Below are 23,471 nucleotides of genomic sequence, written 5' to 3'. Positions count from 1 at the left end.
GGCCGATGTTGTGTTGCAGGGCGGCGGTGACGCCGTCCACCTGCCGCTTGTCCGCGGCGCCGCGCAGCTGCCAGGTCAGCTCCGAGCACTGGGCGAGCCCCGTCGCGCCGAGCGGATGCCCCTTCGAGATCAGGCCGCCGGAGGGGTTGACCACCCATTTGCCGCCGTAGGTGGTCTGACCGTCGTCGACCAGCTGCCCTGCCTCGCCCTCGCCGCACAGTCCGAGCGCTTCGTAGAGCAGCAGTTCGTTGGCCGAGAAGCAGTCGTGCAACTCGATGACCTGGAAGTCCTCCGGACCGAGCCCCGCCTGCTGATAGACCTTCCGCGCGGCCTGGATGTTCATGTCGTAGCCGATCAGGTTCTTGGCGGTCTCGTCGAAGGTCGAGGCGAAGTCGGTGGTCATCGCCTGGCCGACGATCTCCACCGCCTGCCCGGCGAGGTCGTGGGCGTCGACGAAGTCCTCACCGGCGAGGATGACCGCACCGGACCCGTCGGAGGTCGGCGAGCATTGCAGCTTGGTGAGCGGGTCGTAGATCATCCGCGAGGCGAGGATGTCGTCGAGGGTGTATTCGTCCTGGAACTGCGAGAACGGGTTGTTCACCGAGTGCTTGTGGTTCTTGTAGCCGATCTTGGCGAAATGCTCGGCGGTGGTGCCGTACTGCTTCATGTGCTCGCGCCCCGCGGCGCCGAACATCCACGGTGCCACCGGGAACAGCACCTCGGAGATCTCCGCCAGCGCCATGACGTGCTTGGCCATGGGCTGCTCGCGGTCGTCCCAGGTGGACCCGAGCGAGCCGGGCTGCATCTTCTCGAAGCCCAGCGCCAGCGTGCATTCCGCCAGACCGCCCCGGATCGCCTGCGCGGCGAGATACAGCGCCGTGGAGCCGGTGGAGCAGTTGTTGTTCACGTTGACCACCGGGATGCCGGTCATGCCGAGTTCGTAGACGGCACGCTGCCCGGAGGTGGATTCGCCGTAGACATAACCGACGTAGGCCTGTTCCACCAGGCTGTAGTCGATTCCCGCGTCGGCGAGCGCCTTGGTGCCGGATTCCCGGGCCATGTCCGGGTAGTCCCACGCGCGGGTGGTGCCGTCGGCTTCCTCGACCATGCGGCGGCCCGGCTTCTCGAACTTCGTCATCCCGACACCGACCACGTAGACCTTGTTCGCCATCGAACTCCTCAGTTTGTACGTACGCCGCGAGGCGACCGAACGAGTGAAAACAAACATACAAGGTTGTATGTAAGTGAGCAAGAGGTTTGCCTGGCAGTGCAAGCTCCATGCCGGTAACCAGCCGATTGCGTCTCACCTGCTACATACAGTGAGACATGCATGTTCTTTGATTACCGTGCTGGATAGATCTGATCAGATGATCGCCGGTCGATCGACGAGGATGACGGTCGCGCGGGCGGAGGAGCGCGCTTCGGACGATTTCCGAACCATGGCGGCATCGCCTCCGCCGACCAGAACATACAGCAGTGTATGTAAGTGTAAGATCGAGCGATGGCCAGGAGCGTAGTCGTGAAGCAGCAGCGCCGGACGCAGGAGCAGCGCAGCACCGAGATGCGCACCCGCCTGCTGGACGCGACGGTGGACTGTCTGGTCGAGTACGGATACTCCGGCACCACCACGCCACGGGTGGCCGAACGCGCGGGGGTGACTCGCGGGGCCCAAGTGCATCACTTCGGTTCGAAAACCGATCTCGTGGTGGCCGCGATCAGTCATCTGGCGCAGTTGCGCGCCGAGACCGCCATGCGGGAGATGTCGCGGGTCGAAGCCGGTGACGATCCGGTGACGGCGGCGCTGGAGTTCCTGTGGGACCTGCACCAGGGTCCGCTGTTCATCGCGACCGTCGAACTGTGGGTGGCGGGGCGCACCGATCCGGTACTGGCCGCGGCGATGGAGAAGGTCGAGCCGTTCGTCAACAACGCCGTCCTGCTGGCGGTCGCCCGTTTCGTGCCGGACGACGTGCGCCGCAAGGAGGCGCGCGACTTCATCTACACGGCCATGGACGCGCTGCGCGGCATCCTGATCTCGAATTTCGTCGATCCGGACGACGAACGCGCCCGTCGCCGGTGGCGCCGCGCCTCGGCGCACCTGCACGAGATCGCGGGCCGCGCGCTCGCCGGCCGCCCCGCCGAATAGTCCTCAGCGGCGAGTCCGGTCCTGTCACCGCCCGCGCCCGGCGGTCACCGATGACCAGCGAAAGCGCTACTGCGGCACTGCCACCGTGCCGCCCGCTGTTCGGTCCCGCGATTTCCGCGCGGTCCAGACCGTCACCGCGAACAGCAACACGCCGGTCGCGGCCAAGGCGGCGCCGACCACGGCCGGGGCCGTGTAACCGAGGCCCGCGGCGATGACCAGGCCACCGAGCCAGGCTCCCGCGGCGTTGGCGATGTTCAGAGCGGCGTGGTTGAGGGCGGCGGCGAGGGTCTGGGCATCCGCCGCGACGTCCATCAGACGCGTTTGCAGCCCGGGCGCCAGCGCGGCCCCGGATGCGCCGACCAGCAACGCGCCGAAGGCCGCGGTATAGGGGTTGTGCGCGGCGGCGACGAATCCACCGAGGATGACGGTCATCGCGACCATCGACACCGAGATGGCACGATCCACGCCACGGTCGGCGAGCACGCCGCCGACGATGTTTCCGATCACCATGCCCACGCCGAACAGCATCAACACCAGGGGGACCACCCCGGCCCGCAGACCGGCGACGTCGGTGAGCGTGGTCGCGATGTAGGTGTAGACGGCGAACATGCCGCCGAACCCGACCGCGCCGACCAGCAGCGTCAACAGCACCTGCGGACGCCGCAGCGCGCCGAGTTCGGTCATGGGATCGGTCATGGTGATGCCGGTGAGTACCGGTACGAAGCGCAGCAGCGCGGCCACGGTGCAGACACCGATCAAGGCGACCACCACGAACGCGTCGCGCCAGCCGAGATGCTGCCCGAGCCAGGTAGCTGCGGGAACGCCGACGACGTTGGCGGCGCTCAACCCCAGCATAACCGCCGCAACCGCCTTGGCCCGCTGTCCCGCCGGGGCGAGAGTGGCGGCGGCCAGCGAGGCGACGCCGAAGTAGGCGCCGTGTGGCAATCCCGAGACGAACCGCGCCGCGACCAGCGTCTCGAACGAGGGCGCCACCACGGTCGCCGCGTTGCCCACGGTGAACGCCGCCATGAGCGCGATGAGCAGCCGCTTGCGTGCCACCCGCGCGCACAGCGCCGCGATCAACGGCGCGCCGATCACCACGCCGAGCGCGTAGGCCGACACCGCGTGTCCCGCCGTGGGCTCGGAGACGTGCATGTCCGAGGCGATATCCGGCAGCAAACCCATGGTGACGAATTCGGTCGTCCCGATCCCGAATCCGCCGAGGGCCAGTGCCAGCATGGCCGGTACATGCCAAGCGGTTCGTCCGGGTGGGGTGGCGGTACTGGTCGTCACGGGGCTGGTCACGTGTTCATGTAACCGGTCCCAACCCGTATCCGCTTCCCGGGCGAACGTGAGTTCGCCCACCGTGATGTCGATGAACGACGCTGGTCAACCTCGCGAATCGTCGACCGCACCGCACGGGCACTCCCGCCGCGAAGCCGGAGCGCGTTGATCGAGAAACAGTGCGGGCACCCGTTCCACCGGCGGGTGGGGCGGGTGCCCGATGTTCAGCCCGGCGCTGGGTGAGCACCCAGCGCCGGAGTCAGCCGAGCGACACGGCTCGGCCCCACGGTTCGGCGCCTCGTCGGCGCCCGCGAACTCAGCGCAGTGCGCGAGCCAGGTTGGCGTCCAGGGCGCCGAGGAATTCCTCGGTGCTCAGGTAGCCCTGATCCCCGCCGACGAGCAGCGCGAGGTCCTTGGTCATCTGGCCGCCCTCGACGGTCTTGATGACGACGTCCTCGAGGGTCTGCGCGAAGCCGATGACCTCCGGGGTGTTGTCCAGCTTGCCGCGGTGCTCGAGCCCTCGGGTCCAGGCGAAGATGGACGCGATCGGGTTGGTCGAGGTCGGCTTGCCCTGCTGGTGCTGCCGGTAGTGCCGGGTGACGGTGCCGTGCGCGGCCTCGGCCTCACAGGTCTGCCCGTCCGGGGTGAGCAGCACCGACGTCATCAGGCCGAGCGAACCGAAGCCCTGGGCCACGGTGTCGGACTGCACGTCGCCGTCGTAGTTCTTGCACGCCCAGACGTAGCCGCCCTCCCACTTCATGGAGGAGGCCACCATGTCGTCGATGAGGCGGTGCTCGTAGGTCAGGCCCGCGGCGTCGAACTGGCTCTTGAACTCGGCGTCGAAGATGTCCTGGAAGGTGTCCTTGAACATGCCGTCGTAGGCCTTCAGGATGGTGTTCTTCGTCGACATGTACACCGGGTAGTTCTGCTGCAGGCCGTAGTTGAACGACGCCCGCGCGAAATCCTCGATGGACTTGCGGAAGTTGTACATGCCCATGACGACGCCGCCGTCCTCGGGCATCTTCACGACCTCGTGCACGATCGGCTCGCTGCCGTCGTCCGGGGTGAAGGTCAAGGTAACGGTGCCGCCCTGGAACACCTTGAAGTCGGTGGCGCGGTACTGGTCGCCGAACGCGTGGCGGCCGATGATGATCGGCTTGGTCCAGCCGGGAACGAGCCGGGGAACGTTCGAGATGATGATCGGGGCACGGAAGATGGTGCCGCCCAGAATGTTGCGAATGGTGCCGTTGGGCGAACGCCACATCTTCTTGAGGCCGAATTCCTTGACCCGCGCCTCGTCCGGGGTGATGGTGGCGCACTTCACACCGACACCGTGCCGCTTGATGGCTTCGGCGGCGTCGACGGTGACCTGGTCGTCTGTCTTGTCGCGGTACTCGATGCCCAGGTCGTAATACTCCAGGTTCACATCGAGATAGGGGTGGATCAGCTTGTCCTTGATGAACTGCCAGATGATCCGGGTCATCTCGTCGCCGTCGAGTTCTACGACGGTGCCTTCAACCTTGATCTTGGACATGGATCTTCGTGTCCTCCTAGGATGGTGCCCTCATTGCACGGCCAGGCGAACACGCTTGTGAGCGGACCCCAGCTGTTCCAACAGACAACGTATATGTCCCGCGTTGTCGGCGAGACGTGTGGTGCAAACAAGACGAGCGTACTGCTGCCCGAGTCCTCACCGCACGGGCAGCCCCCGGAGTGAGCTGCGCCACCTTTGTTACCGATTGGTAGGTCGACGACGGCCCCGAGCACCGCGAAGGGCGTTCACGCAACCGCCGTCGTCGCCATGATCCGCCTTCCGTCCTGGCCCGGCAACCATCCGGCAGACGACGAGGTCCGCGCGGCCTCACCGGCGTCGCGCGGACCTCGTTCGTGGCGGATCAGACCCCGACCGGGATCCGGGCCCCCTCCTCGGAACCTTCGATCAGGTTCTCCGGCCGGTCCCGGATCATCAGCGCGATGATCGGGACGGCCGCGAGGAAGAACCCGGCGCCGACGTAGAAGGCCACGTCGTAGCTGTGGATCGCGGCCCGCGCGGCCAGGTTGTCGATGCCCGGGTTGTCCTGCGCGAAGGACTTCGCGACCTGCACCGAGATCGTGGTCAGCAGCGCCGTCCCGACCGCGCCGCCGACCTGCTGCGCCGCGTTCAGCAGCGCGGAGGCGACGCCGGAGTCCTCTTCCTCGACCTGATGCAGCGCGACCGTCTGCATCCCGACGAACAACGGACCCATACCGAGCGCGATGAGCACCTGCGCGGGCAGCACCCCGGCCAGGAAGCTGTCGCCGTAGCTCAGCTGGGCCAGCAGCAGCAGGCCGATGACACCCAGCACGGCGCCGGCCAGCATCAGCGGACGCGGGCCGAGCTTCGGCAGCAGAGCGCTGGTGACACCCGCCGAGATCGCGATGCCCGCCGGGAAGGGCAGGAACGCGAAGCCCGCCTTCAGCGCGGAGTAGCCGAGCGTGATCTGGAAGTAGAAACTCAGGAACAGGAACATCGCGAACATCGCGATCGGGATGAGCAGCGCGGCGAGGAAGGCGCCGCCGCGGTTGATCTCACCCGGGATGTGCAACGGCAGCAGCGGATTCGAGGAGCGCCGTTCGATCGCCACGAAGGCGACGAGCAGAGCCAGTCCGGCGACGAGCAGCCCCAGGGTGCTGCCCGCCAGCCAGCCGTCGTCGGCGGCGCGGCTGAAGCCGTAGACGATGGCGATCAGGCCGAGCGTCACCGTGACGGCACCGGGCACGTCATATCCTCCGCTGCGCGGCGCAGGCACGTCCTTCGCCACCCAAGCCAGCGCGCCGACCAGCGCGATCAGCGCGATCGGCGTATTGACCAGCAGGCACCAGCGCCACGACGCGTACTCGGTGAGCGCGCCGCCCGCGATCAGGCCGAGCGCCGCGCCACCCGCGGAAATGCCCGCGAACACGCCGAAAGCGGTGGCCCGCTCTCCGGGCTCGGTGAAGGTCACCGACAGCAGCGAGAGCGCGGCCGGGGCCAGCAGCGCAGCGAACGCGCCCTGCAACGCGCGCCCGGCGAACAGTTCCGCCCCGGTTTGAGCGAGCCCGGCCAGCGCCGAAGCGCCCGCGAAGCCGATCAGGCCGACGATGAAGATCCGGCGGCGGCCGAGGTAGTCGGCCAGCCTGCCGCCCAGCAGCAGCAAGCCGCCGAAGATCAGCGTGTAGGCGGTGAGCATCCATTGCCGGTTGCCGTCGCTGATGTCGAGATCACGCTGCGCGAACGGCAGCGAGATGGTCACGATGGTGGCGTCCAGCACTACCATGAGCTGGGCCAATGCGATCACTGCCAGCGCGAGCCAGCGCGCTGAAGCGGCCGATTTCCGCGGCGCGTGCGCCGCTGTCCCGGGTTCCGTCACGGTCGTCTCCTCGTCCTTCGATGTCGAAGCCATCCTGTCATCGAGCGACATTTGTCGTCAAGAGAAAAGTGTCGTAGTACGACATTTGACCGTTAAGGACAGGAAAACAACAGGTTGCGTTACCATGGGGTCATGCTCGAGTCATCGACGCCGATGGGCGCGAGCGCTGCGGCCGACCGCGCCGCGAGCGCCCCCGCGACCCCAGGGCTGCGCGAACGCAAGAAGCAGCAGACGAGGTTGCGCATCATCGCGGCCGCCCTGGATCTGTGCGACACGCAGGGCTTCGACGCGACCACCATCGAGCAGATCGCCAACGTGGCGGACGTCTCACCGCGCACGATCAACCGCTATTTCGAGAGCAAAGAGGACATCGTCCTCGGGCCGGTCCAGGATTTCGGGCGCACGATCGCCGAGACGCTGCGCGAGCAGCCGCGCACGGGCAACGAACTAGAGGCGCTGCTCGCGGCCTTCCTGCACGTGGTCGATCAAGCCGCCGAAGGTGGCGAGGCCGACCCGTTGTCGTTCCGGCAGTTCCAGAAGATGCAACGGATCCTGCGCAGCAGCCCCTCGGTCAGCGCGCGCAGCATGGAACTCGCCGACGACAAGAACACGGCGATCGCGGCGGTGGTCGCCGAGCGCCTCGGCACCGAACCGGACGCGCGCGCGGTGCGGCTCCTCGTCGGCACCTGGCAACTGATCGGCCACATCGGCATGGAGTGCTCCGACGATGCGTTCCTCGACGAGGACCTGGCGACCGCGACCAGGGCGGGGCGCACCGCGTTCACCGAGGCGTACGACGAATTCGTACGCACCTGCTGCGGGGCGGCGACCGTCGCGGACCAGTGAGTTCGGCGGAGGATTTCGGACGCCGACCGCCCGCCGGTTATGATGCCGGGCAGGTTATGAGTACCAGCGCCAAGCCCCGGCTCGCTGGTCGGCAACCCTCCAACCGCGGTGGGGTGCTCCGGGTGATGACCTGGCTCCCGAGAGTCGGGAGCAAGCGCGTAACAGGAGGTCGCCGGCATGTGTTGTTGTTCGTTACCCACACACCGCTAACCCTTGCTGTACCGGCGAACACCTTTTGGGAGCAAACCATGAGTGAATTCACCGCGCCCGGGACCGAGCAGGACCCGGCAGCGCCGTACAGCCGCGTGGCCGCCACCGTGGACATTCCGGGCGATCTACGCGCCGGCTTCGCGACGGCGGCGACGTGACCGTGAGCACCGAACCGAGCACGCGGACCTCCGGCAACCTCCTGCCGCCCCCGGATGGACAGCTCGGCACCATCGCCATCGGGGACGTGCGCCTGGAGAACGGCGCGGTCATCCCGGACGTCCACCTCGCGGTGCAGCGCTGGGGTGAACTCTCCCCCGGACTGGACAATATCGTGCTGGTCGAACACGCGCTGACCGGCGACTCGCACGTCGTCGGCAAGCCCGACGACGTGCACGAGATGCCCGGTTGGTGGGACGGCATGGTCGGCCCGGGTGCTCCGCTGGACACCGACGAATGGTGTGTGATCGCGACGAACGTGCTCGGCGGCTGCAAGGGCAGCACCGGGCCGTCGAGTCCCGCGCCGGACGGGAAGCCTTGGGGCGCAAGGTTTCCCGAGATCTCCATTCGCGATCAGGTGACCGCCGAGGCCGCTCTGCTCGACCTGCTCGGTGTCGAGCGGCTCGCCGCCGTGGTCGGCGGGTCGATGGGCGGCATGCGGGTGCTGGAGTGGATGGTCGGCGCACCGGAGCGGGTCGCGGCGGCGCTGGTGCTCGCGGTCGGCGCCCGCGCCACCGCCGACCAGATCGGTACCCAGACCACCCAGATCGCGGCGATCAAGGCCGATCCGGACTGGCAGGGCGGCGACTATCACGGCACCGGGCGCGCCCCGCTGACGGGCATGGCCGTGGCCCGGCGGATCGCACACCTGACCTACCGCACCGAATTCGAGCTCGACCACCGGTTCGAGAACAAGCCCCAGGGCGACGAGGACCCGTGGCACGGCGGCCGTTACGCGGTGCAGAGCTACCTGGACCACCAGGCCGAAAAGCTGTGCAAGCGCTTCGATCCCGCCACCTATGTGCTGCTGACCGAGGCGATGAACCGGCACGACGTGGGCCGGGGCCGGGGCGGCATCGAGGCGGCGCTCGCGGCGACGCCGGTGCCGTGCGTAGTCGGCGGCGTCGACTCCGACCGGCTGTACCCGCTGCGGACCCAGCAGGAACTCGCCGATCTGCTGCCCGGTTGCGACGGACTGGAAGTCGTGCACTCCCGCGACGGGCACGACGGATTCCTCACCGAGGCGGCGGCGGTCTCGAAGCTGCTGACCGAGACCATGCGACTAGCCCGGGCGGGTGTGCGACCCGAACACTGAAGGTCCGCCGCGCCGAAGCGTCCGCGCGCGACGTTCCGAGCACTGTGCCTCGCGCCCCCGCTCAGAGCGCCGCGCCTCGTCGCGCCGCCTCGATCCGGTTGATGTTGCTTTCGATCCAATCCCGCAGCGCCGCGATCGGCGTGCGCAGGCTGTGGCCGAGGTCGGTGAGGGTGTAGTCGACCCGGGGCGGGACCGTCGGATGCACTGTGCGCGTGACGAATCCGTCCGCCTCCAATTGCCGCAGAGTTTGCGTCAGCATCTTCTGGGAGATGCCCTCGATGCGGTTGCGCAGATCGGTGTAGCGCATGGTGCCGTCCGCGAGTGCGTCGATGATCAGCACCGTCCACTTGCCCGCAATGTGGTCGAGAACCTCCCGCGTAGGGCACTTCGCGGAGTACACGTCCGCAGGGAGACCGGAACCTTCGAGGTATGTGGGCACCTTTCGGAGTGTAGCGCACTATTTAGTGCCTTCTTCCTATTCGAGTGTCACTCTCCGATAGTAAGAATCATGGAAACGCAGACACTTTCGGTTGCCGAAGCCATTCGAACCCGCCGCACCGTCCGGCATTACCGGGCCGATCCGGTAGCGCCGGAGCTGCTCGAAGAACTCCTCGACCTGACCATGCAGGCCCCGAGCGCCTGGAACATGCAGGACCGGTCGGTCGTCGTGGTGACCGACGAAGCCGGCCGTCGCGCCCTGCACGAAGCCGCGTTCGGTCAGCCCCAACCGCTCGAGGCGCCGGTGGTGCTGGTCTTCCTCGCCGATGTCGACGCCTGGCGAGCGGGCAATGCCGATATCGCCGAACTCGCCGGCCGCAGCGGCGCGTGGAACGCCGACTTCACCGCCATGTTCGACACCCGCGCGGAGTATCACGCGCTCGAACGGCACGGCCTGCTGCGGGAGAACGCGGTGAAGAACGCGATGATCGCGGCCACCTACGCGATGCTGGCGGCCACCGGCCTCGGCCTGGCCTCGGCCCCGATGAACGGGTGGGACGCCGAACTGGTGAAGCAGGCCGTCGGTGTCGGCGATCGTGTCGATCTGGCCGTCGCGGTCCTGGTCACGGTCGGTTACAGCGACACCGTTGCGCCTCATCCCGGCCGCCGTCCGCGCGAGCGGACGGTTTTCGCCGAGCGATACACCCGCTGATCTCGATGGGCGACGCAGCCGGGGCGCCCTTCCCGATCGGTCAGCCGACGCCGAGGGTGTTGATCGTGGCCGCCAGGAACAGGATGCTCGAACCGAGCAGCGTCAGCGCGCCCACGTCGAAGGGCTTGCTGCGCACCGCGAGCAGCCCGACCCGCGCGGTCGGCAGGCACAGCCGGAACGCCGCCGCCAGCAGCGTCGCACCACCGAAGAAGAAGGCCCCGCGCCGCCACCGATCGGACGCGACGAACACCACCGCCACCACGATGACCAGCGTCACAACCACCATCGGCAGATGGGAGCGCAGAAACTGCGCCCCCGCACTGCGGCGCCCGGAGACAGGCGCGTCGGCATCGGTCACCCCCCGATTCTTGCAGACCACCCCCGTCGGTCCGCCGGAGGTCACCGAGCCCGATCGGAACCAGCCCGATTCTCAGCGGCGAGTGGCACACGGCTGCGGCGAATCGCGGTGCCGCTCCGACTGCTTCCCGGCTGATCGTCGGTCGCTCTCGCCCACCTGATTGACTGGCACCCGTGTTCCATCTGATGTTCCACGAGCCGTGCATTCCGCCGAATACCGGCAACGCGATCCGGTTGGTCGCGGGGACCGGGTGCCATCTGCATCTGATCGAGCCGTTGGGGTTCGATCTGTCGGAGCCGAAGTTGCGCCGGGCCGGGTTGGATTACCACGATCTGGCGTCGGTGACGGTGCATGCGAATCTGGCGGCGGCGTGGGAGGCGTTGCGGCCCGAGCGGGTCTTCGCGTTCACGACGCAAGCCACCACTCGGTTCACGGAGGTGGCCTACCGCGAGAACGACGTGCTGCTGTTCGGCACCGAGCCCACCGGCCTGCCCGCGGAGGTGCTGGCGGACCCGCACGTCACCGACCGGCTGCGCATCCCGATGGTGCCCGGCCGTCGCTCCATGAACCTCTCCAATGCTGCCGCGGTGACCGTCTACGAAGCCTGGCGTCAACTCGGCTTCCCCGGCGGCGTCTGATCCGCTCCGTCCATCGGCTGTGCGGAACCCACAGCGAGACAGCGCGTTCAGGGTAGGTCGATCTCGAATCGTTTGAAGCGCGATGTCGCGCCCGCCGCCAGCCGGACGGCGGACTTGGCGACTCCGAAGTGTTCGGCGAGCAACTCGATGGCCGCCTTGTTGGCTTTGCCCTCGACGGCGGGAGCCCGCACGTACAGGTGCAGGCTGCCGTCGTCGAGGGTTTCCACCAGCGGGCCCTTACGGCTGTTCGGTTTGATCGTCGCCCTGACCACCGTCGGCACGCTTGCCTCCTGCGCTGGTTTCCGCGCCATCGGCGGCGCTGCTCGCGGACTTCGCGGGCGCTGATTCTCCCGCACCCGATGCGGGCTTCCGACGGCGGCGCACCAGGCGCACGATGCCCCACAGCACGGCGGCCGCCACCGCCAGGAAGCCGAGCCACGGAATCGCCTTGCCGCTGAACACGACCGCTTCCCGCAGCCAGTCCACCAGGGAGTTCCAGCCGGAGACGATGCCGTCCCAGAAGCTGTCGGGGTCGTCGCCGGGCTTCTTCTGATCGGTGGTGATCTCGATGGTCAGCGTGGACAGGGCGACCTGGTCGTCGAGCCGCCGCTTCTGCGCGGTGAGGCTGTCCAGTTCGCCCTGGCGGCTGGACAGCGCCTGTTCGGCGGCGAGCAGGTCGGAGGTGCTGGTGGCGCCCGCGATGAGCGCGCGAAGCCGCTCGACCGACGCTTGCAGCGCCTTGATCCGCGCGTCCAGGTCCTCCCACTGCATGGTGACGTCGTCGCGGTTGGTGGTGACCCGGGTGACCTGCCCCACCCCGCCGAGGTCCGCGATGAACGCGTCGGTCTTGTCCGCGGGCAGCCGGACGACGAGCGTGGCGCTGGGCTCGGTGTCGTCGGTCCCGGGTTGCTCGGTGCGGCTGTCGACCCGGCCACCGGCGGCGCGCACCTGGTCGATGATCGTGCCCGCGGCGGCGACGGGCGCGCCTGCGGTGATCTCGACGCTGCCGGTGACCACTTCCTTGCGCAGGGACACGGGCTCGCCGCCGGAGTTGCTGTCCCGCTTCGGGGGCGCCAGTTCGTGTACTCCCGGCGGCACGAGCGCGGGGGCGGCGGGCCCGGTGATAGCCGTCGACGTCCGGTCTCGAGCGGGCTGGGGGTTATCGGCACCGCAGCCGGCGAGCAGACTCAACCCCAGCACGCCGACACACAGCACAGCTAGCTTCCTCATGCCTGGCACAGTAGCCTTCTGCGCTGCGCGAACAGCCCCACATAACTGTTTCCTAGAACGCTTCTAATACTTCTTTAATGCACCGGCTCAACGGAAGTCGCGCGACTTGGACGCCATCCGCAGATCCATGCGCTGTAGATGTTCGGCGACCACGCTCACCACGCCCTCGGCATTCTGTACCCGGCCGCGGATGAGCAGAGCGGCAGCGCCCTGGGCGAGACGCCGGTACCGCCGCCACAGCCCCAGCGAGCAGACGATGTTCACCATGCCGGTTTCGTCTTCCAGATTGAGGAAGGTGACGCCCTCGGCGGTGGCGGGACGCTGCCGGTGCGTCACCGCGCCGCCCACCAGCACCCGCGAGCCGTCGGGCACGGCGAGCAGGCCGGAGGCCGGTATCACGCCGAGCGTGTCGAGGTGCGGGCGCAGGAACTCCGTCGGATAACTGCCCGGCGAGACGCCCGTGGCCCACACGTCGGCGGCGGCCAGTTCCAGATCGCTCATCCCGGGCAGGGCGGGCGCGGTGGTGGCCGCGCCGGTACCGGGCAACCGGTCCGGGCGCTCGCCCGCGGCGGCGCCCGCCGCCCAGAGCGCTTCGCGGCGGGTGCTGCCGAGGCTGCCGAGCGCGCCCGCCGTGGCGAGCGATTCCGCTTGTGCGACAGTGAGTTCCACCCGACCGGTCAGGTCGAGGAAGGAGGTGTAGGGCCGCTCACCCCTGGCGGTGACGATGCGTTCGGCGAGGTCGTCGCCGATCTGGCGGATCGCGGCGAGACCGAGGCGCACCTCGGTGCCCTTCGCCTCGAGGGTGGGCTCGGCCCTGCTGGCGTTGACGTCGGGACCGTGCACCACGACCGCGTGCCTGCGCGCGTCGGCGACCAGCGACTGCGGCGAGTAGAACCCCATCGGCTGAGCGCGCAGCAGACCCGCGCAGAAGGCGGCGGGATGATGCAGTTTGAACCAGGCCGAGTAGTACACGATCGCGGCGAAGCTCTGCGAATGACTCTCCGGGAAGCCGAAATTGGCGAAGGCGTAGAGCTTCTCGTAGATGCGGTCGGCGACTTCGCCGGTGATGCCGTGACGCTCGCGCATGCCCTGGTAGAGCCTCGCCTCGAGGCGCTTCATGCGTTCCGGTGACCGCTTGGAGCCCATGGCGCGGCGCAGTTGATCGGCTTCGACGGCGGTGAATCCGGCGACGTCGACGGCCATCTGCATGAGCTGCTCCTGGAACAGCGGCACGCCGAGCGTGCGTTCCAGCGCGTTCTTCAGCGCCGGATGGTCGTAGACGACGTCCTCCACACCGTTGCGCCTGCGGATGTAGGGATGCACCGAACCGCCCTGGATCGGGCCGGGACGGATCAGCGCCACCTCCACCACCAGGTCGTAGAAGCCGCGCGGTCGCAGCCGGGGCAGGGTGGCCATCTGCGCACGCGACTCGACCTGGAAGACGCCGACCGAGTCCGCGCGCGAGAGCATCTCGTAGACCTCGGGTTCGGCCAGGTCGAGCGAGTGCAGCTCGACGGTCTCGCCCTTGTGCTCGCGCACCAGGTCGATCATGTAGTGCAGCGCGGAGAGCATGCCGAGGCCGAGCATGTCGAACTTCACCAGATCGATGCCCGCGCAATCGTCCTTGTCCCATTGCAAGACGCTGCGGCCGGGCATGCGCGCCCACTCCACCGGGCAGACGTCGGCGATCGGCCGGTCGCAGATCACCATGCCGCCGGAGTGGATGCCGAGATGCCGCGGCAACCCCTCGATATCGGCGGCCAGTTCCAGGACCTCGGCGGGGATGTCGGTGTTCGTCTCGGCGCCGATCCCCGTCCAGCGGCTCACCTGCTTGCTCCACGCGTCCTGCTGACCCGGCGAAAAACCCAGCGCCCGTGCGGCATCGCGTACCGCGGACTTGCCGCGATAGGTGATCACGTTGGCCACCTGCGCGGCGTACTCGCGGCCGTACTTGCGGTAGACGTGCTGGATCGCCTCTTCTCGGCGATCGGATTCGATGTCGACATCGATATCCGGCGGACCGTCGCGCTCGGGGGAGAGGAAGCGCTCGAACAGCAGTTGGTTGCGCACCGGGTCGACATTGGTGATGCCGATCGCGTAGCAGACCGCGGAGTTGGCCGCCGAGCCGCGACCCTGACAGAGGATGTCGTTGTTCTTGCAGAAGCTGACGATGTCGTGCACCACCAGGAAGTAGCCGGGGAATTCCAGCTTGCCGATCACGGCGAGTTCGTGCTCGATCTGCCGGTATGCCTCCGGGTTCTCCTCCGGCGGCCCGTAGCGCGCCGCGGCGCCCGCCATGGTGAGTTCGCGCAACCAGGACTGCTCGTCGTGTCCGGCGGGCACGTCGAAGGGCGGCAGGTGCGGGGCGATCAGCTTCAGGTCGAAGGCGCATTCGCGAGCCAGTGCCGCCGCGTTCGCCACCGCCTGCGGGCAGTCGGCGAACAACCGCGCCATCTCCGCCCCGGACCGCAGGTGCGCGCCGCCCGCCGGGGCCAGCCGGCCCGCGATCTCGTCCAGGCTCTGCCTGGCCCGGATCGCCGCCAGTGCCATGGCTCGGCGACGCTGGCCCGGCGCGGCGAAATGCGCCCCGGTGGTGGCGAGCACGGGCAGGCCGAGACGATCGGCCAAGGCGATGAGGTGAGCGTTGCGCTCGTCGTCCTCCGGGACGCCGTGATGGGTGAGTTCCACGCTCACCCGGTCGGTTCCGAAGCGGTCGGTCAGGTCACGCAGCGCCGCTTCCGCGCGATCGAGCCGGGTGCCGCCGCTGCGCAAGTCGAGCTCGAGCGCCTGGCGCAGATGACCCTTCCGGCACCCGGTCAGGATGTGCCAGTGCCCATCGGCCGCCGCGGTGAGCGTGTCGAGGTCGTAGCGCAGGATTCCTTTCTCTCCGGCGGCCATGTGCGCGGCGGCGATCTCGCGGGAGAGCCTGCGGTAGCCCTCCTGGCCACGAGCCAGCACCAGCAGGTGCGGCCCGGCCGGGTCCGCCGCGCCGGTGCGTGGCGCCGAGTCCGGCGCGGCGGCGTGCCCGCGCGCGGTGCCGGGAACGTGGGGTTCGGATGCCGTGCCGAGCGACAGTTCGGCTCCGAAGACGGTGGGCATCCCCCACTCCTTGGCCGCCTCGGCGAAGCGGACGGTGCCGTAGAAGCCGTCGTGATCGGTGAGCGCGATCGCCGCCAAGCCGAGCCGCACCGCCTCCTCCACCAGCTCCTCCGGATGGCTGGCGCCGTCCAGGAAGCTGTAGGCCGAATGCGCGTGCAGCTCCGCGTACGGGACCGGCGGTTCCGCGGCGCGCAGCACCGGCTCTGGCCGGTACTCGCCGCGCTTGCGCGACCACGCCGGGCTGTCGCCGCCGTCGCCCTGGACCACCCCGTCGGGATTCGTCCGTCCGGAGCGCCCGGACAGCACCCGCTCCATCTCCGCCCAGCTGGGCGGACCGTTTCCCCAGCCCACAACGCACCTCCTCGTCTCGAACATACATTCGAGCAAGATCGATGTACAGGCTGGTCAGGCCACCGAGAGACGTTCGACGGAACCGGCGGCGAGGGCGGCTTCGACCCCGCTCAGGCGAGTCCGGATGAGCGCGCCGTAGGCATCGGAGGCCAGGACGTCGAGATGCCCGCGCGCGATGGCCAATTGCATTTCGGCCACTTCGAACTCGCCGACCCGGCGGTGGCTGTCGGCCAGATTCAGATAGAGCGACGGCAAGAAACCGCGCAGACCTTCGTCCAGCGGCACACCGGGAGCGAACACCGCGGCCAGCGCCCGCTGATCCCAGCGCAGCGCCTCGGCGGCCTCCTCCTGGAGGTCGGCGAGATGGTGGGCGACCACGCAGCGTTGCAGCGCTCCACCGTGTTCGCCGAGTTCACCCCAGAGCTTTTCCAACGCCCGCCGCCCCGCCGCCGGGTCGACGCCACCGAGCCGCACCGCGGCAAACACCTCCGCCATCCGATCGTCCGACATGCGCAGAGTATCGCACATATGTTCGAACGTTTCGACAGTTGTTCGAACGTTTCGCACGCCCGGAAAGACCCCGCACCCGTGCGGTTCTCGAAGACGCCGAGCCGCGCCGGGCGACACGCCGCCGCCACCGGGCCCGGCGCTCGCGGCTGTGACCAGGGCCACTTGGCAGTGAACTTACTTCAGAGTAAGTTTCATTTCGACCACACCTGCAAAGGAGCAGCGATGACCGACGCAGCCGCCGAGCCCGCCCGGCGCGGGCGCCGCAACCGCGACCTCACCGGACGGCACGTTCTCATCACGGGGGCGTCCTCCGGAATCGGCCGGGCGGCCGCGCTGGCGGTCGCGGGCAAGGGCGCCACGGTGTTCCTGCTCGCGCGCCGGGGCGAGGAACTCACCGCCGTCGTCGACGAGATCAGGGCGGCGGGCGGCTCGGCCTACGGATACTCCTGCGACGTCACCGATTCCGACTCCGTGGACCAGGTGCTCGGGATCGTCCTGGCCGAGCACGGCCACGTGGACATGCTGGTGAACAACGCGGGCCGTTCGATCCGCCGTGCCATCCACCGCTCCACCGACCGGCTGCACGACTTCGAACGCACCATGGCCGTCAACTACTTCGGCGCGCTGCGGCTGACGCTGGCCCTGCTGCCGCAGATGCGGGAACGCAAGTTCGGGCACATCGTCAATATCAGCAGCGCGGGCGTGCAGGTGGCCACGCCGCGGTTCGCCGCGTATCTGGCCAGCAAGGCGGCGTTGGACAAGTTCACCGAGGTGGCGGCCGTCGAGACCATGGCCGACGGCGTCACGTTCACCACCATCCACATGCCGCTGGTGCGCACGCCGATGATCACCCCGAGCGGCGACCAGGGCCCCGCCGAGTCGCCCGAGTGGGCGGCCGCGACCATCGTGCGGGCGCTGACCGAACGCCCCAAGCGCATCGACGTGCCGCTGGGCACCATCGCCGAATACGGCGCGCTGCTCACCCCGAAGATCCGCGACCGCGTCCTGCACCGCTACTACCGCGCTCTGCCCGACTCCCCCGCGGCCAAGGGCGAGCCGACCGAGCCCGACGACGAACAGCTCGAACCCGTCGACTCGCTTCCCGTGCGACCGCCCAGGTCGGCCGCGCGGCGCGTCACGGGCACGGCCTTGCGCCGGGCCGCCCGATGGGTGCCCGGTACGCATTGGTGAACCTCAGCCGGCCAGGAACGGCCGGACGGTCGCGGCGAACTCCTGGTAGCGGTCGCGATGGATGCTGTGGCCGCAGGTGAAGGTGGTCACGGTGCAGTCGGCGAGGCCGGCTCGCAGGTCGGCGAGTTTGTCCGGATCCACCATGCCGCCCGGTCCGCCGCACAACACCAGGGTGGGTGCGGTGATGTCGGAGAGCCGGTCCCACCATTCCGGGTTCGGCTTGCGGAACTGCTCCAGCGCCGTCTTCGTCATGGCACGGTCGAACGCGACCACCGCGCGCGGGTGGCGCACCAGGCTGGATGTGGCGTGCCACAACTCGGGCACCGTGGGAAACCGGCGGGTCAGGCGCATTTCCTCGACGCCGGATCGCAGCGGAAGCGGGCATTCCTCCATGACCAGCCTGCGCGCCAGCTCCGGTCGCTCCTGCGCGACGCGCGACACCGCGTAACCGCCGAGCGAATGCCCGACCAGATCCACCGCGGGCAGCTCCAGATGTTCGCAGAGGCGCAGCAGATCGTCGCCGAACTCGTCGAAGAGGTAGGAATCGGTATGTGAGCTACGACCGTGTCCGCGCAGATCGGGGATGATCACCCGGCGCCCGGATTGCACCAGTACACGCGCGAACCGGTCCCACGTGTGCCCGCCGCCGCCCATGCCGTGCACCAGCAGCACGGGGATGTCGCTGACGGCGCCCACCCCCGAATCCCGATAGGCGATCCGCACGTTTCCGAATGTCACCTGGTCCAGCGTCAGATCCACGACCAACGAGGATACCGGCAGTCATGCACTCCCCCTGCGCCATGTAGCGCGGATCACTGCCGGAAGAGGTGTGGTGCGGGACCCGGGGCTTCCTGAGGCGCGCGCGAAGACTCATGCGAACCAAGGTGTTTCGACTCGCTCGATAAATGGCTGGTGCGAGAGCGAGCCCGGAACAATACTCACCGCATGCCCTCCTTCGCCGACTTCGACCGCCGCGCCTACCGCACCGTCGATGTCGCCACGGGATACGACGGGTGGGCGCCCACCTACGAGCAGACGGTCCTGGATGAGATGGATCTCGCTCTGCTCGGGCGATTGCGGTTGGACCTCGGCCGGGTGCGGCGCGCGGCGGATCTGGGCTGCGGCACCGGGCGCACCGGAACGTGGCTGCGGGACAACGGGTCGACGCACATCGACGGGGTCGACGTGAGCGAGGGAATGCTGGCGCTGGCCGCCGAACGCGGCGTCCACACCACGCTGACCCGCGCGGATGTGCGGGACACGGGTCTGCCGAGCGGCGCCTACGACCTGGTGATCGCGTCGCTGATCGACGAGCACCTACCGGAACTCGCGCCGTTCTACGCGGAGGCGTGGCGCCTGGCCGCACCGGGCGCCCGGTGCGTATCGGTCAGCTACCACCCGCAGTTCATCATGGTGTCGGGAATGCCGACGCACTACACCGACCCTTCCGGCGAACCGGTGGCGATCAGCACCCATCTGCACTTGATCAGCGAGCATCTGTCGGCCGGTCTGGCCGCCGGATGGGTCCTCACCGAGGTCGCCGAGGCACTGGTGGACGACGCGTTCCTGGCCCGCAAGCCGAAATGGGCTGCCCTGCGCGGACATCCGTTCACGTTGGCGACGGTGTGGTCGCGGCCGGAGTGAACCAGCCGCCGGACCCGGGAGCGGTGACGGCGGCCTTACCTGGTCTCCGACGCCGATTCCGTTCAGGGCCAAGCCTGTACCGGCCTACCCGAGGTTGGCGGGCGTGTGACTGTTGTGGCCCTCAGTCGTAAAGTCCCTCGGCACGCCAGGTTTCGGCGCGGTAGACCAGCAGCAGCACTCGGCTGGGGGCGGGCGCGTCGTCGAGTTGAACCTGGGCGCGGGCGGTGAGTTCCGCGTCGTCCGCATCGGGCGCCCACCAGCGTTCGTCCACCGGCCACGGGCCCGCCCAGCCGGTCAACCGCCACTGTTTGCTCCCCCAGCGCAGCAGTGCGGGTTCGGCGTCGAACATGGCGCGGTCGGTGACCTTGACGGGCGCGCCGTCGGCGGTTTCGAGCCGCACCAGCGGACGGTTCAGCAGAAGTACGGCGGGGGCGGGCTCGGGCAGCCGGCCCGGCCAGGGTTGCGCGGGGTCGGCCGCGGGGACGAGTTCGTCACCCAGCGTGACCATGGTGATTCGTTCGGCGGGCCCGCGTCCGCCGCTCAGCACGCCGACCCGCACCGCTTCCCCGCCCAGCAGCCCTTGCACCCGGATGAGCGCGCGCCGGGCTCGCTCGTCCTCTTCCCCGGCCCCGCCCCACAGCCCGAGTTGCAGCGCGCCCGCCGTGACCACCTCGACAGGTTCCAGCCGCAGCACGGTGATCGGCGCGGTGGGCCGCGCGCCGTCGCGCCGGGTGAGCCAGCCGTCCAGCTGCCAGCGCACCCGGTCCGCCGTGTCCTCCGGGGTGAGCGGCTCGGCGCAGCGCCAGATCCGGGCGAGATCCTCCCCCGCCGCGGTTTCCGCGTGCACCGAGAGCCTGGTGCAGGCCAGTCCGGCATCCGCGAGCGCGCCGTGCAGCCGGGTGGCGAGCAGGCGACCGGCGAAGGCGGCCGCGTCGACCCGCTCGATCGGCGGATCACAGCGATACTCCACCACCAGATCCGGCGGCGGCTGCCGGGCGGACGGCGGACGCTCCGGCTGGGCCCTGGCGCAGCGGTGCGCGAGCACGGCGTCGGTCCCGAAGCGGGAGGCGACCTCCGCCGCGGAGAGCGCGGCGAAATCACCGATCCGGCGCAGACCCAAGCGGTGCAGCAGATCGACCAGATCGGCGCGTTCCGGGGCGGTGAGGCTGGGCTCCACCGCGAGTTCCCCGATCGGCAATGGCGCGAGAAACCGCGCACCCGTCCCTACCGGCACGATCGCGGCGCGCCGGGCGGCGATCACCGCCGTGGACAACTCGTCGGCGATCCCGATCTGTGCCTCCGCCCCGGCCGCGGCCACCGCGTCGACCAGGCGCTCGGCCGCCGCCTCCTCGGACCCGAAGAACCGCGCCGCGCCGCGCGCGGCGAGCACGAGCAGCCCGGGGCGCAGTACCTCCACACCGGGCACCGTCGCGGCCACCGCCGCGACCAGCGGTTCGAACAGCCGCGCGTCCCGGTCCTGATCCTGCTGCGCGAGGAACAGGCCGGGGCACCGCGCCTGCGCCTCTCGGCGCTTCAGGCCGCGGCGCACCCCTTCGGCTCGGGCGATCGCCGAACAGGCCACCACCCGGTTGGCGAACAGCACCGCCACCGGCCGCGTCGCGGGCAGTCCCGCCGACGCCGCCGCGGCGACCGCGGGCCAGTCCGGGCACCACAGGGCGAGCACCCGCTTCGACCCCGGCCGGATCACGGCGACGAACGACCTTCGTCCCCCACGGACGCACTCACGAGACCGCCTCCTGCGTGTCGGCGACTTCGGCTGTCCGGGCAGACTTCTCGCGCAGCACCCATTCCACGCGCCCCGCATTCGGGCACAGATCCAGCCGTCCGCGCCGTGGCGGTCCCGCCTTGCCGCGCACCTCGACCGTCAAGCCGAGCGAACGCAAGCGCCCGCGCCCGCGGCCGAGACCGGCATAACCCGCGATGCGGGCGTCGAGTTGGAGGGACGCGCCGGGCCAGCGACCGTCGGTGACCACGAGGGTGGCGCCCTTGTTGCGGGCGCGGGCCGCGATCACCCTGCTGCGAGCGGGCGCGACGGCGCCGCCGCCGAGTCCGAGCACGACCAGATCGAGCCCGTCGAGCAGCACCGCGGCCACCTCCACCGGATCGGGGCCTGGGTCGGCGATCACGGCCAGCCGCCGCAGTTGCGCCCCCATCTCCACCGCGGCGAGCAGACCGAGCCGGGGCATGCCGACCACCGCGGCATGCCCACCGCCCTCGGTCACCGCGGCGAGCAGACCGGCCAGCAGCGAACTCGCCCCCGTGTACGCCACCACGGAACCCTTGGGCAGGCCACCATCGGGCAACAGGGGCGCGAGCGCCGCAGGCACCGGCAATGCCGCGCGGCGCGATTCGGTGCCGAGCGGGACCCGCTGCGCCGCGGATTCACCGCGCCCCGGCACCGCGGCCATCCGTCTGCGCAGTTCAGCCAGGGAGGGAGCATCCTCCCGCCCACCATCGCGCCGCAGCGCTCCCCGATTCACCCCTCCCTGCGATATCGCATCCGAACCCATCTCAACCACCCACTTCCCACGATGGACCCGAGACGAAGCATGGCGGAGCTACCCTCGCTTTCGAGCACAGCACCGGTTCAGCTATCGATTGATATCGAATATACGTTCGATACCGACCCAGTAGAAACCGACCCCTAGGTTTCGTCAAGAGCGGAGAGCTTCGTGTCGCGCGGTCCCCGCCGAGGTGACAGGGCCCGGCTCGGCAAACCGGCACGCAACCACTGCCATGGGCCGGAAATCCGCGGATCCCTTCCGAGTGACGTGATTCTCGATGCGAGGAGCGAACCCTGCGCGCGCCCGGCTACGACGCAACGGCACCCATTCATCGGTATGGTGTGTGGCACGCATCCCGACCGAGCGTCAGCGAGCGGGCGCGGCACATGGCCGTGCCCCGTGTCTCGCCCTATACGCGAACACGAATCAGGCCAGCTAGCCTCATTTTCCGCTACCCTGCACCCGTGACCGAACGCGCTCGTCCCACTGTCGGCCCCCAATATCTCGTCGCAGGCCGCTATCGCCTCCAGTCGAAGCTGGGCGGCGGCGGTATGGGCGCGGTCTGGCTGGCGCACGATCGCCTGCTCGACCGGGACGTCGCGATCAAGCAGGTGCTCACCACGGCCGGGCTCGAGGAGGCAGAAGCGGAGGCGGTCCGCAACCAGATCCTGCACGAGGGCCGGGTCGCCGCGAAACTCTCGCACGACCACGCGATCGCCGTGTACGACGTGGTGCTCGAGGCCGGTGAGCCCTGGTTGGTGATGGAGCACCTACCCTCCCGCAGCGTCGCGAAGGCGCTCGCGCTGGTCGACACGCTGCCGCCGATCGAGGTCGCGCAGATCGGCGCTCAGGTCGCCGACGCGCTCGCCGCCGCGCACGCGGTCGGCATCGTGCACCGGGATATCAAGCCGGGCAACATCCTCGTCGCCGACCGCGGCCCCGGCGTGGGTATGGCGAAACTCAGCGACTTCGGTATCTCCCGGGGTGCGGGCGATCTGTCCGACGAACCGGACGGCGTGATCACCGGCACCCCCTCCTATCTGCCCCCCGAGGTGGCGCGCGGAGCCCAGCCGACCAAGGCAAGCGATGTGTTCTCCCTGGGCGCCACGCTCTACACCGCGATCGAAGGGCAGCCGCCGTTCGGCTTCGACGAGGACAGCGATGTCATCGTGCACCGCGCCGCCATGGCGCAGATCATCCCGCCGACCCGCAGCGGTGTGCTCACCCAGGCCCTGCTGCACATGATGGAGCCCGCGCCGCAGCGCCGCCCGACCATGGCCGAGGCGCGGGACGAGATCCTCACCGCCGCTTTCGGTCCCGGCACCGGCCCGCACATTCTCGGCGCGCCCGTCCGCACCGAGGACGGAACCATCCCCTCCTGGGCCGCGCGCAATTCGGCGTCCGGGATCCGCAGCCCGCACTCCACCCCGCTGCCCCGCCCGCACCGCAACCACGCGGGCGCGACCGCGGCCGCTACCCCGCAGCGCGCCAGGAATCCCCAGCCGAACAATGCCCCTCTGGCCATCGCCGTGGGACTGCTGATCGGCCTGATCATCATCATCGGGATCATCGTCGCCGTCCTCTGACGTCG

General features: G+C 69.3%; 21 protein-coding genes and 1 riboswitch. Of the genes, 8 read left to right on the top strand and 13 right to left on the bottom strand.

Translation table 11 applies throughout. From position 1 onward, the window contains the following. On the bottom strand, window positions 1-1,171 hold a 1,171-nt coding region (locus tag NG1_RS20915), incomplete at its 3' end, for a lipid-transfer protein (RefSeq protein ID WP_062973277.1). Between the two features lie 330 nt (window positions 1,172-1,501). Between NG1_RS20915 and NG1_RS20910 the strand changes: the two genes are divergently transcribed. Then, window positions 1,502-2,143: a TetR/AcrR family transcriptional regulator gene (locus NG1_RS20910; RefSeq protein WP_062973275.1), complete on the top strand. Its 642-nt coding sequence runs from the start codon at window positions 1,502-1,504 to the stop codon at window positions 2,141-2,143. Window positions 2,144-2,209: 66 nt separating this feature from the next. On the opposite strand, the gene NG1_RS20905 is transcribed toward NG1_RS20910, so the two are convergent. The 3 genes from NG1_RS20905 to NG1_RS20895 form a co-directional block, all read right to left on the bottom strand. Next, a complete protein-coding gene (locus NG1_RS20905) occupies window positions 2,210-3,382 on the bottom strand; it encodes an MFS transporter (RefSeq protein ID WP_062973273.1) in 1,173 nt (390 codons plus the stop codon). A 361-nt stretch (window positions 3,383-3,743) separates the two neighbouring features. Continuing rightward, window positions 3,744-4,961 (bottom strand): NADP-dependent isocitrate dehydrogenase, encoded by a 1,218-nt coding sequence (locus NG1_RS20900; protein WP_040864988.1) that lies wholly within the window; start codon window positions 4,959-4,961, stop codon window positions 3,744-3,746. Between the two features lie 361 nt (window positions 4,962-5,322). Beyond that, complete coding sequence (locus NG1_RS20895; protein WP_063910389.1) at window positions 5,323-6,816, bottom strand: MFS transporter; 1,494 nt, start codon at window positions 6,814-6,816, stop codon at window positions 5,323-5,325. A 132-nt stretch (window positions 6,817-6,948) separates the two neighbouring features. Here NG1_RS20895 and NG1_RS20890 point away from each other — a divergent pair, with 132 nt between their 5' ends. Then, window positions 6,949-7,662 (top strand): TetR family transcriptional regulator, encoded by a 714-nt coding sequence (locus NG1_RS20890; protein ID WP_084499069.1) that lies wholly within the window; start codon window positions 6,949-6,951, stop codon window positions 7,660-7,662. A 52-nt stretch (window positions 7,663-7,714) separates the two neighbouring features. Beyond that, a riboswitch (SAM riboswitch) is annotated at window positions 7,715-7,825 on the top strand. Window positions 7,826-8,026: 201 nt separating this feature from the next. Continuing rightward, window positions 8,027-9,184, top strand: a complete 1,158-nt coding sequence (gene metX / locus NG1_RS20885) for a homoserine O-acetyltransferase MetX (RefSeq protein WP_084499068.1) — start codon at window positions 8,027-8,029, stop codon at window positions 9,182-9,184. 61 nt (window positions 9,185-9,245) lie between these two features. Here the strand turns inward: metX and NG1_RS20880 are convergent, their stop codons facing one another. Beyond that, complete coding sequence (locus NG1_RS20880; RefSeq protein WP_040864986.1) at window positions 9,246-9,623, bottom strand: winged helix-turn-helix transcriptional regulator; 378 nt, start codon at window positions 9,621-9,623, stop codon at window positions 9,246-9,248. Window positions 9,624-9,692: 69 nt separating this feature from the next. On the opposite strand from NG1_RS20880, the gene NG1_RS20875 reads away from it, so the two are divergent. Then, a complete protein-coding gene (locus tag NG1_RS20875) occupies window positions 9,693-10,334 on the top strand; it encodes a nitroreductase family protein (protein ID WP_062973269.1) in 642 nt (213 codons plus the stop codon). Between the two features lie 40 nt (window positions 10,335-10,374). On the opposite strand, the gene NG1_RS20870 is transcribed toward NG1_RS20875, so the two are convergent. After that, window positions 10,375-10,620 (bottom strand): DUF3017 domain-containing protein, encoded by a 246-nt coding sequence (locus NG1_RS20870; protein WP_051174893.1) that lies wholly within the window; start codon window positions 10,618-10,620, stop codon window positions 10,375-10,377. Between the two features lie 245 nt (window positions 10,621-10,865). On the opposite strand from NG1_RS20870, the gene NG1_RS20865 reads away from it, so the two are divergent. Continuing rightward, complete coding sequence (locus NG1_RS20865; RefSeq protein WP_062973267.1) at window positions 10,866-11,330, top strand: tRNA (cytidine(34)-2'-O)-methyltransferase; 465 nt, start codon at window positions 10,866-10,868, stop codon at window positions 11,328-11,330. Between the two features lie 47 nt (window positions 11,331-11,377). Here the strand turns inward: NG1_RS20865 and NG1_RS20860 are convergent, their stop codons facing one another. From NG1_RS20860 to NG1_RS20845, 4 genes are all read right to left on the bottom strand, one after another. Further along, window positions 11,378-11,611 carry a DUF167 domain-containing protein gene (locus NG1_RS20860; protein ID WP_040864983.1) on the bottom strand — a complete coding sequence of 78 codons (234 nt, stop codon included), beginning with the start codon at window positions 11,609-11,611 and terminating at the stop codon, window positions 11,378-11,380. Next, a complete protein-coding gene (locus tag NG1_RS20855; protein WP_084499067.1) occupies window positions 11,568-12,560 on the bottom strand; it encodes a DUF4349 domain-containing protein in 993 nt (330 codons plus the stop codon). Before NG1_RS20855 ends, NG1_RS20860 begins: the two co-directional genes overlap by 44 nt. 87 nt (window positions 12,561-12,647) lie before the next feature. Next, complete coding sequence (locus NG1_RS20850; RefSeq protein ID WP_062973261.1) at window positions 12,648-16,010, bottom strand: error-prone DNA polymerase; 3,363 nt, start codon at window positions 16,008-16,010, stop codon at window positions 12,648-12,650. 54 nt (window positions 16,011-16,064) lie between these two features. Beyond that, window positions 16,065-16,520, bottom strand: a complete 456-nt coding sequence (locus NG1_RS20845) for a hypothetical protein (RefSeq protein ID WP_063910388.1) — start codon at window positions 16,518-16,520, stop codon at window positions 16,065-16,067. Between the two features lie 222 nt (window positions 16,521-16,742). Here NG1_RS20845 and NG1_RS20840 point away from each other — a divergent pair, with 222 nt between their 5' ends. Further along, a complete protein-coding gene (locus tag NG1_RS20840; protein WP_062973259.1) occupies window positions 16,743-17,711 on the top strand; it encodes an SDR family NAD(P)-dependent oxidoreductase in 969 nt (322 codons plus the stop codon). A 3-nt stretch (window positions 17,712-17,714) separates the two neighbouring features. Here the strand turns inward: NG1_RS20840 and NG1_RS20835 are convergent, their stop codons facing one another. Beyond that, the gene (locus NG1_RS20835; RefSeq protein WP_062973257.1) at window positions 17,715-18,470 is read right to left on the bottom strand and encodes an alpha/beta fold hydrolase; all 756 of its coding nucleotides are present in this window, start codon (window positions 18,468-18,470) and stop codon (window positions 17,715-17,717) included. A 186-nt stretch (window positions 18,471-18,656) separates the two neighbouring features. Between NG1_RS20835 and NG1_RS20830 the strand changes: the two genes are divergently transcribed. Further along, the gene (locus NG1_RS20830) at window positions 18,657-19,355 is read left to right on the top strand and encodes a class I SAM-dependent DNA methyltransferase (RefSeq protein WP_062973255.1); all 699 of its coding nucleotides are present in this window, start codon (window positions 18,657-18,659) and stop codon (window positions 19,353-19,355) included. 121 nt (window positions 19,356-19,476) lie between these two features. Here the strand turns inward: NG1_RS20830 and NG1_RS20825 are convergent, their stop codons facing one another. Then, a complete protein-coding gene (locus tag NG1_RS20825; protein ID WP_062973284.1) occupies window positions 19,477-21,060 on the bottom strand; it encodes a DNA polymerase Y family protein in 1,584 nt (527 codons plus the stop codon). A gap of 37 nt (window positions 21,061-21,097) precedes the next feature. Further along, on the bottom strand, window positions 21,098-21,886 hold the full coding sequence (imuA', locus tag NG1_RS20820) for a DnaE2-dependent mutagenesis accessory factor ImuA' (protein ID WP_062973253.1): 789 nt from the start codon (window positions 21,884-21,886) through the stop codon (window positions 21,098-21,100). A 458-nt stretch (window positions 21,887-22,344) separates the two neighbouring features. Here imuA' and NG1_RS20815 point away from each other — a divergent pair, with 458 nt between their 5' ends. Then, window positions 22,345-23,466 carry a serine/threonine-protein kinase gene (locus NG1_RS20815; protein ID WP_062973251.1) on the top strand — a complete coding sequence of 374 codons (1,122 nt, stop codon included), beginning with the start codon at window positions 22,345-22,347 and terminating at the stop codon, window positions 23,464-23,466. Window positions 23,467-23,471: the final 5 nt, after the last annotated feature.

The sequence above is a fragment of the Nocardia gamkensis NBRC 108242 genome (assembly GCF_001612985.1).
GTDB lineage: Bacteria > Actinomycetota > Actinomycetes > Mycobacteriales > Mycobacteriaceae > Nocardia > Nocardia gamkensis.
Note: the sequence above shows the minus strand (reverse complement) of the source record. Positions and strands in the feature narration are given on the sequence as shown.

Excerpts from the sequence above, each read along its gene's own strand:
- NG1_RS20910 (WP_062973275.1), top strand. The coding sequence starts at position 1,502 with ATGGCCAGGAGCGTAGTCGTGAAGCAGCAGCGCCGGACGCAGGAGCAG.
- NG1_RS20905 (WP_062973273.1), bottom strand. The coding sequence starts at position 3,382 with ATGCTGGCACTGGCCCTCGGCGGATTCGGGATCGGGACGACCGAATTC.
- NG1_RS20900 (WP_040864988.1), bottom strand. The coding sequence starts at position 4,961 with ATGTCCAAGATCAAGGTTGAAGGCACCGTCGTAGAACTCGACGGCGAC.
- NG1_RS20890 (WP_084499069.1), top strand. The coding sequence starts at position 6,949 with ATGCTCGAGTCATCGACGCCGATGGGCGCGAGCGCTGCGGCCGACCGC.
- NG1_RS20875 (WP_062973269.1), top strand. The coding sequence starts at position 9,693 with ATGGAAACGCAGACACTTTCGGTTGCCGAAGCCATTCGAACCCGCCGC.
- NG1_RS20870 (WP_051174893.1), bottom strand. The coding sequence starts at position 10,620 with ATGGTGGTTGTGACGCTGGTCATCGTGGTGGCGGTGGTGTTCGTCGCG.
- NG1_RS20855 (WP_084499067.1), bottom strand. The coding sequence starts at position 12,560 with ATGAGGAAGCTAGCTGTGCTGTGTGTCGGCGTGCTGGGGTTGAGTCTG.
- NG1_RS20845 (WP_063910388.1), bottom strand. The coding sequence starts at position 16,520 with ATGTCGGACGATCGGATGGCGGAGGTGTTTGCCGCGGTGCGGCTCGGT.
- NG1_RS20840 (WP_062973259.1), top strand. The coding sequence starts at position 16,743 with ATGACCGACGCAGCCGCCGAGCCCGCCCGGCGCGGGCGCCGCAACCGC.
- NG1_RS20830 (WP_062973255.1), top strand. The coding sequence starts at position 18,657 with ATGCCCTCCTTCGCCGACTTCGACCGCCGCGCCTACCGCACCGTCGAT.
- imuA' (WP_062973253.1), bottom strand. The coding sequence starts at position 21,886 with ATGGGTTCGGATGCGATATCGCAGGGAGGGGTGAATCGGGGAGCGCTG.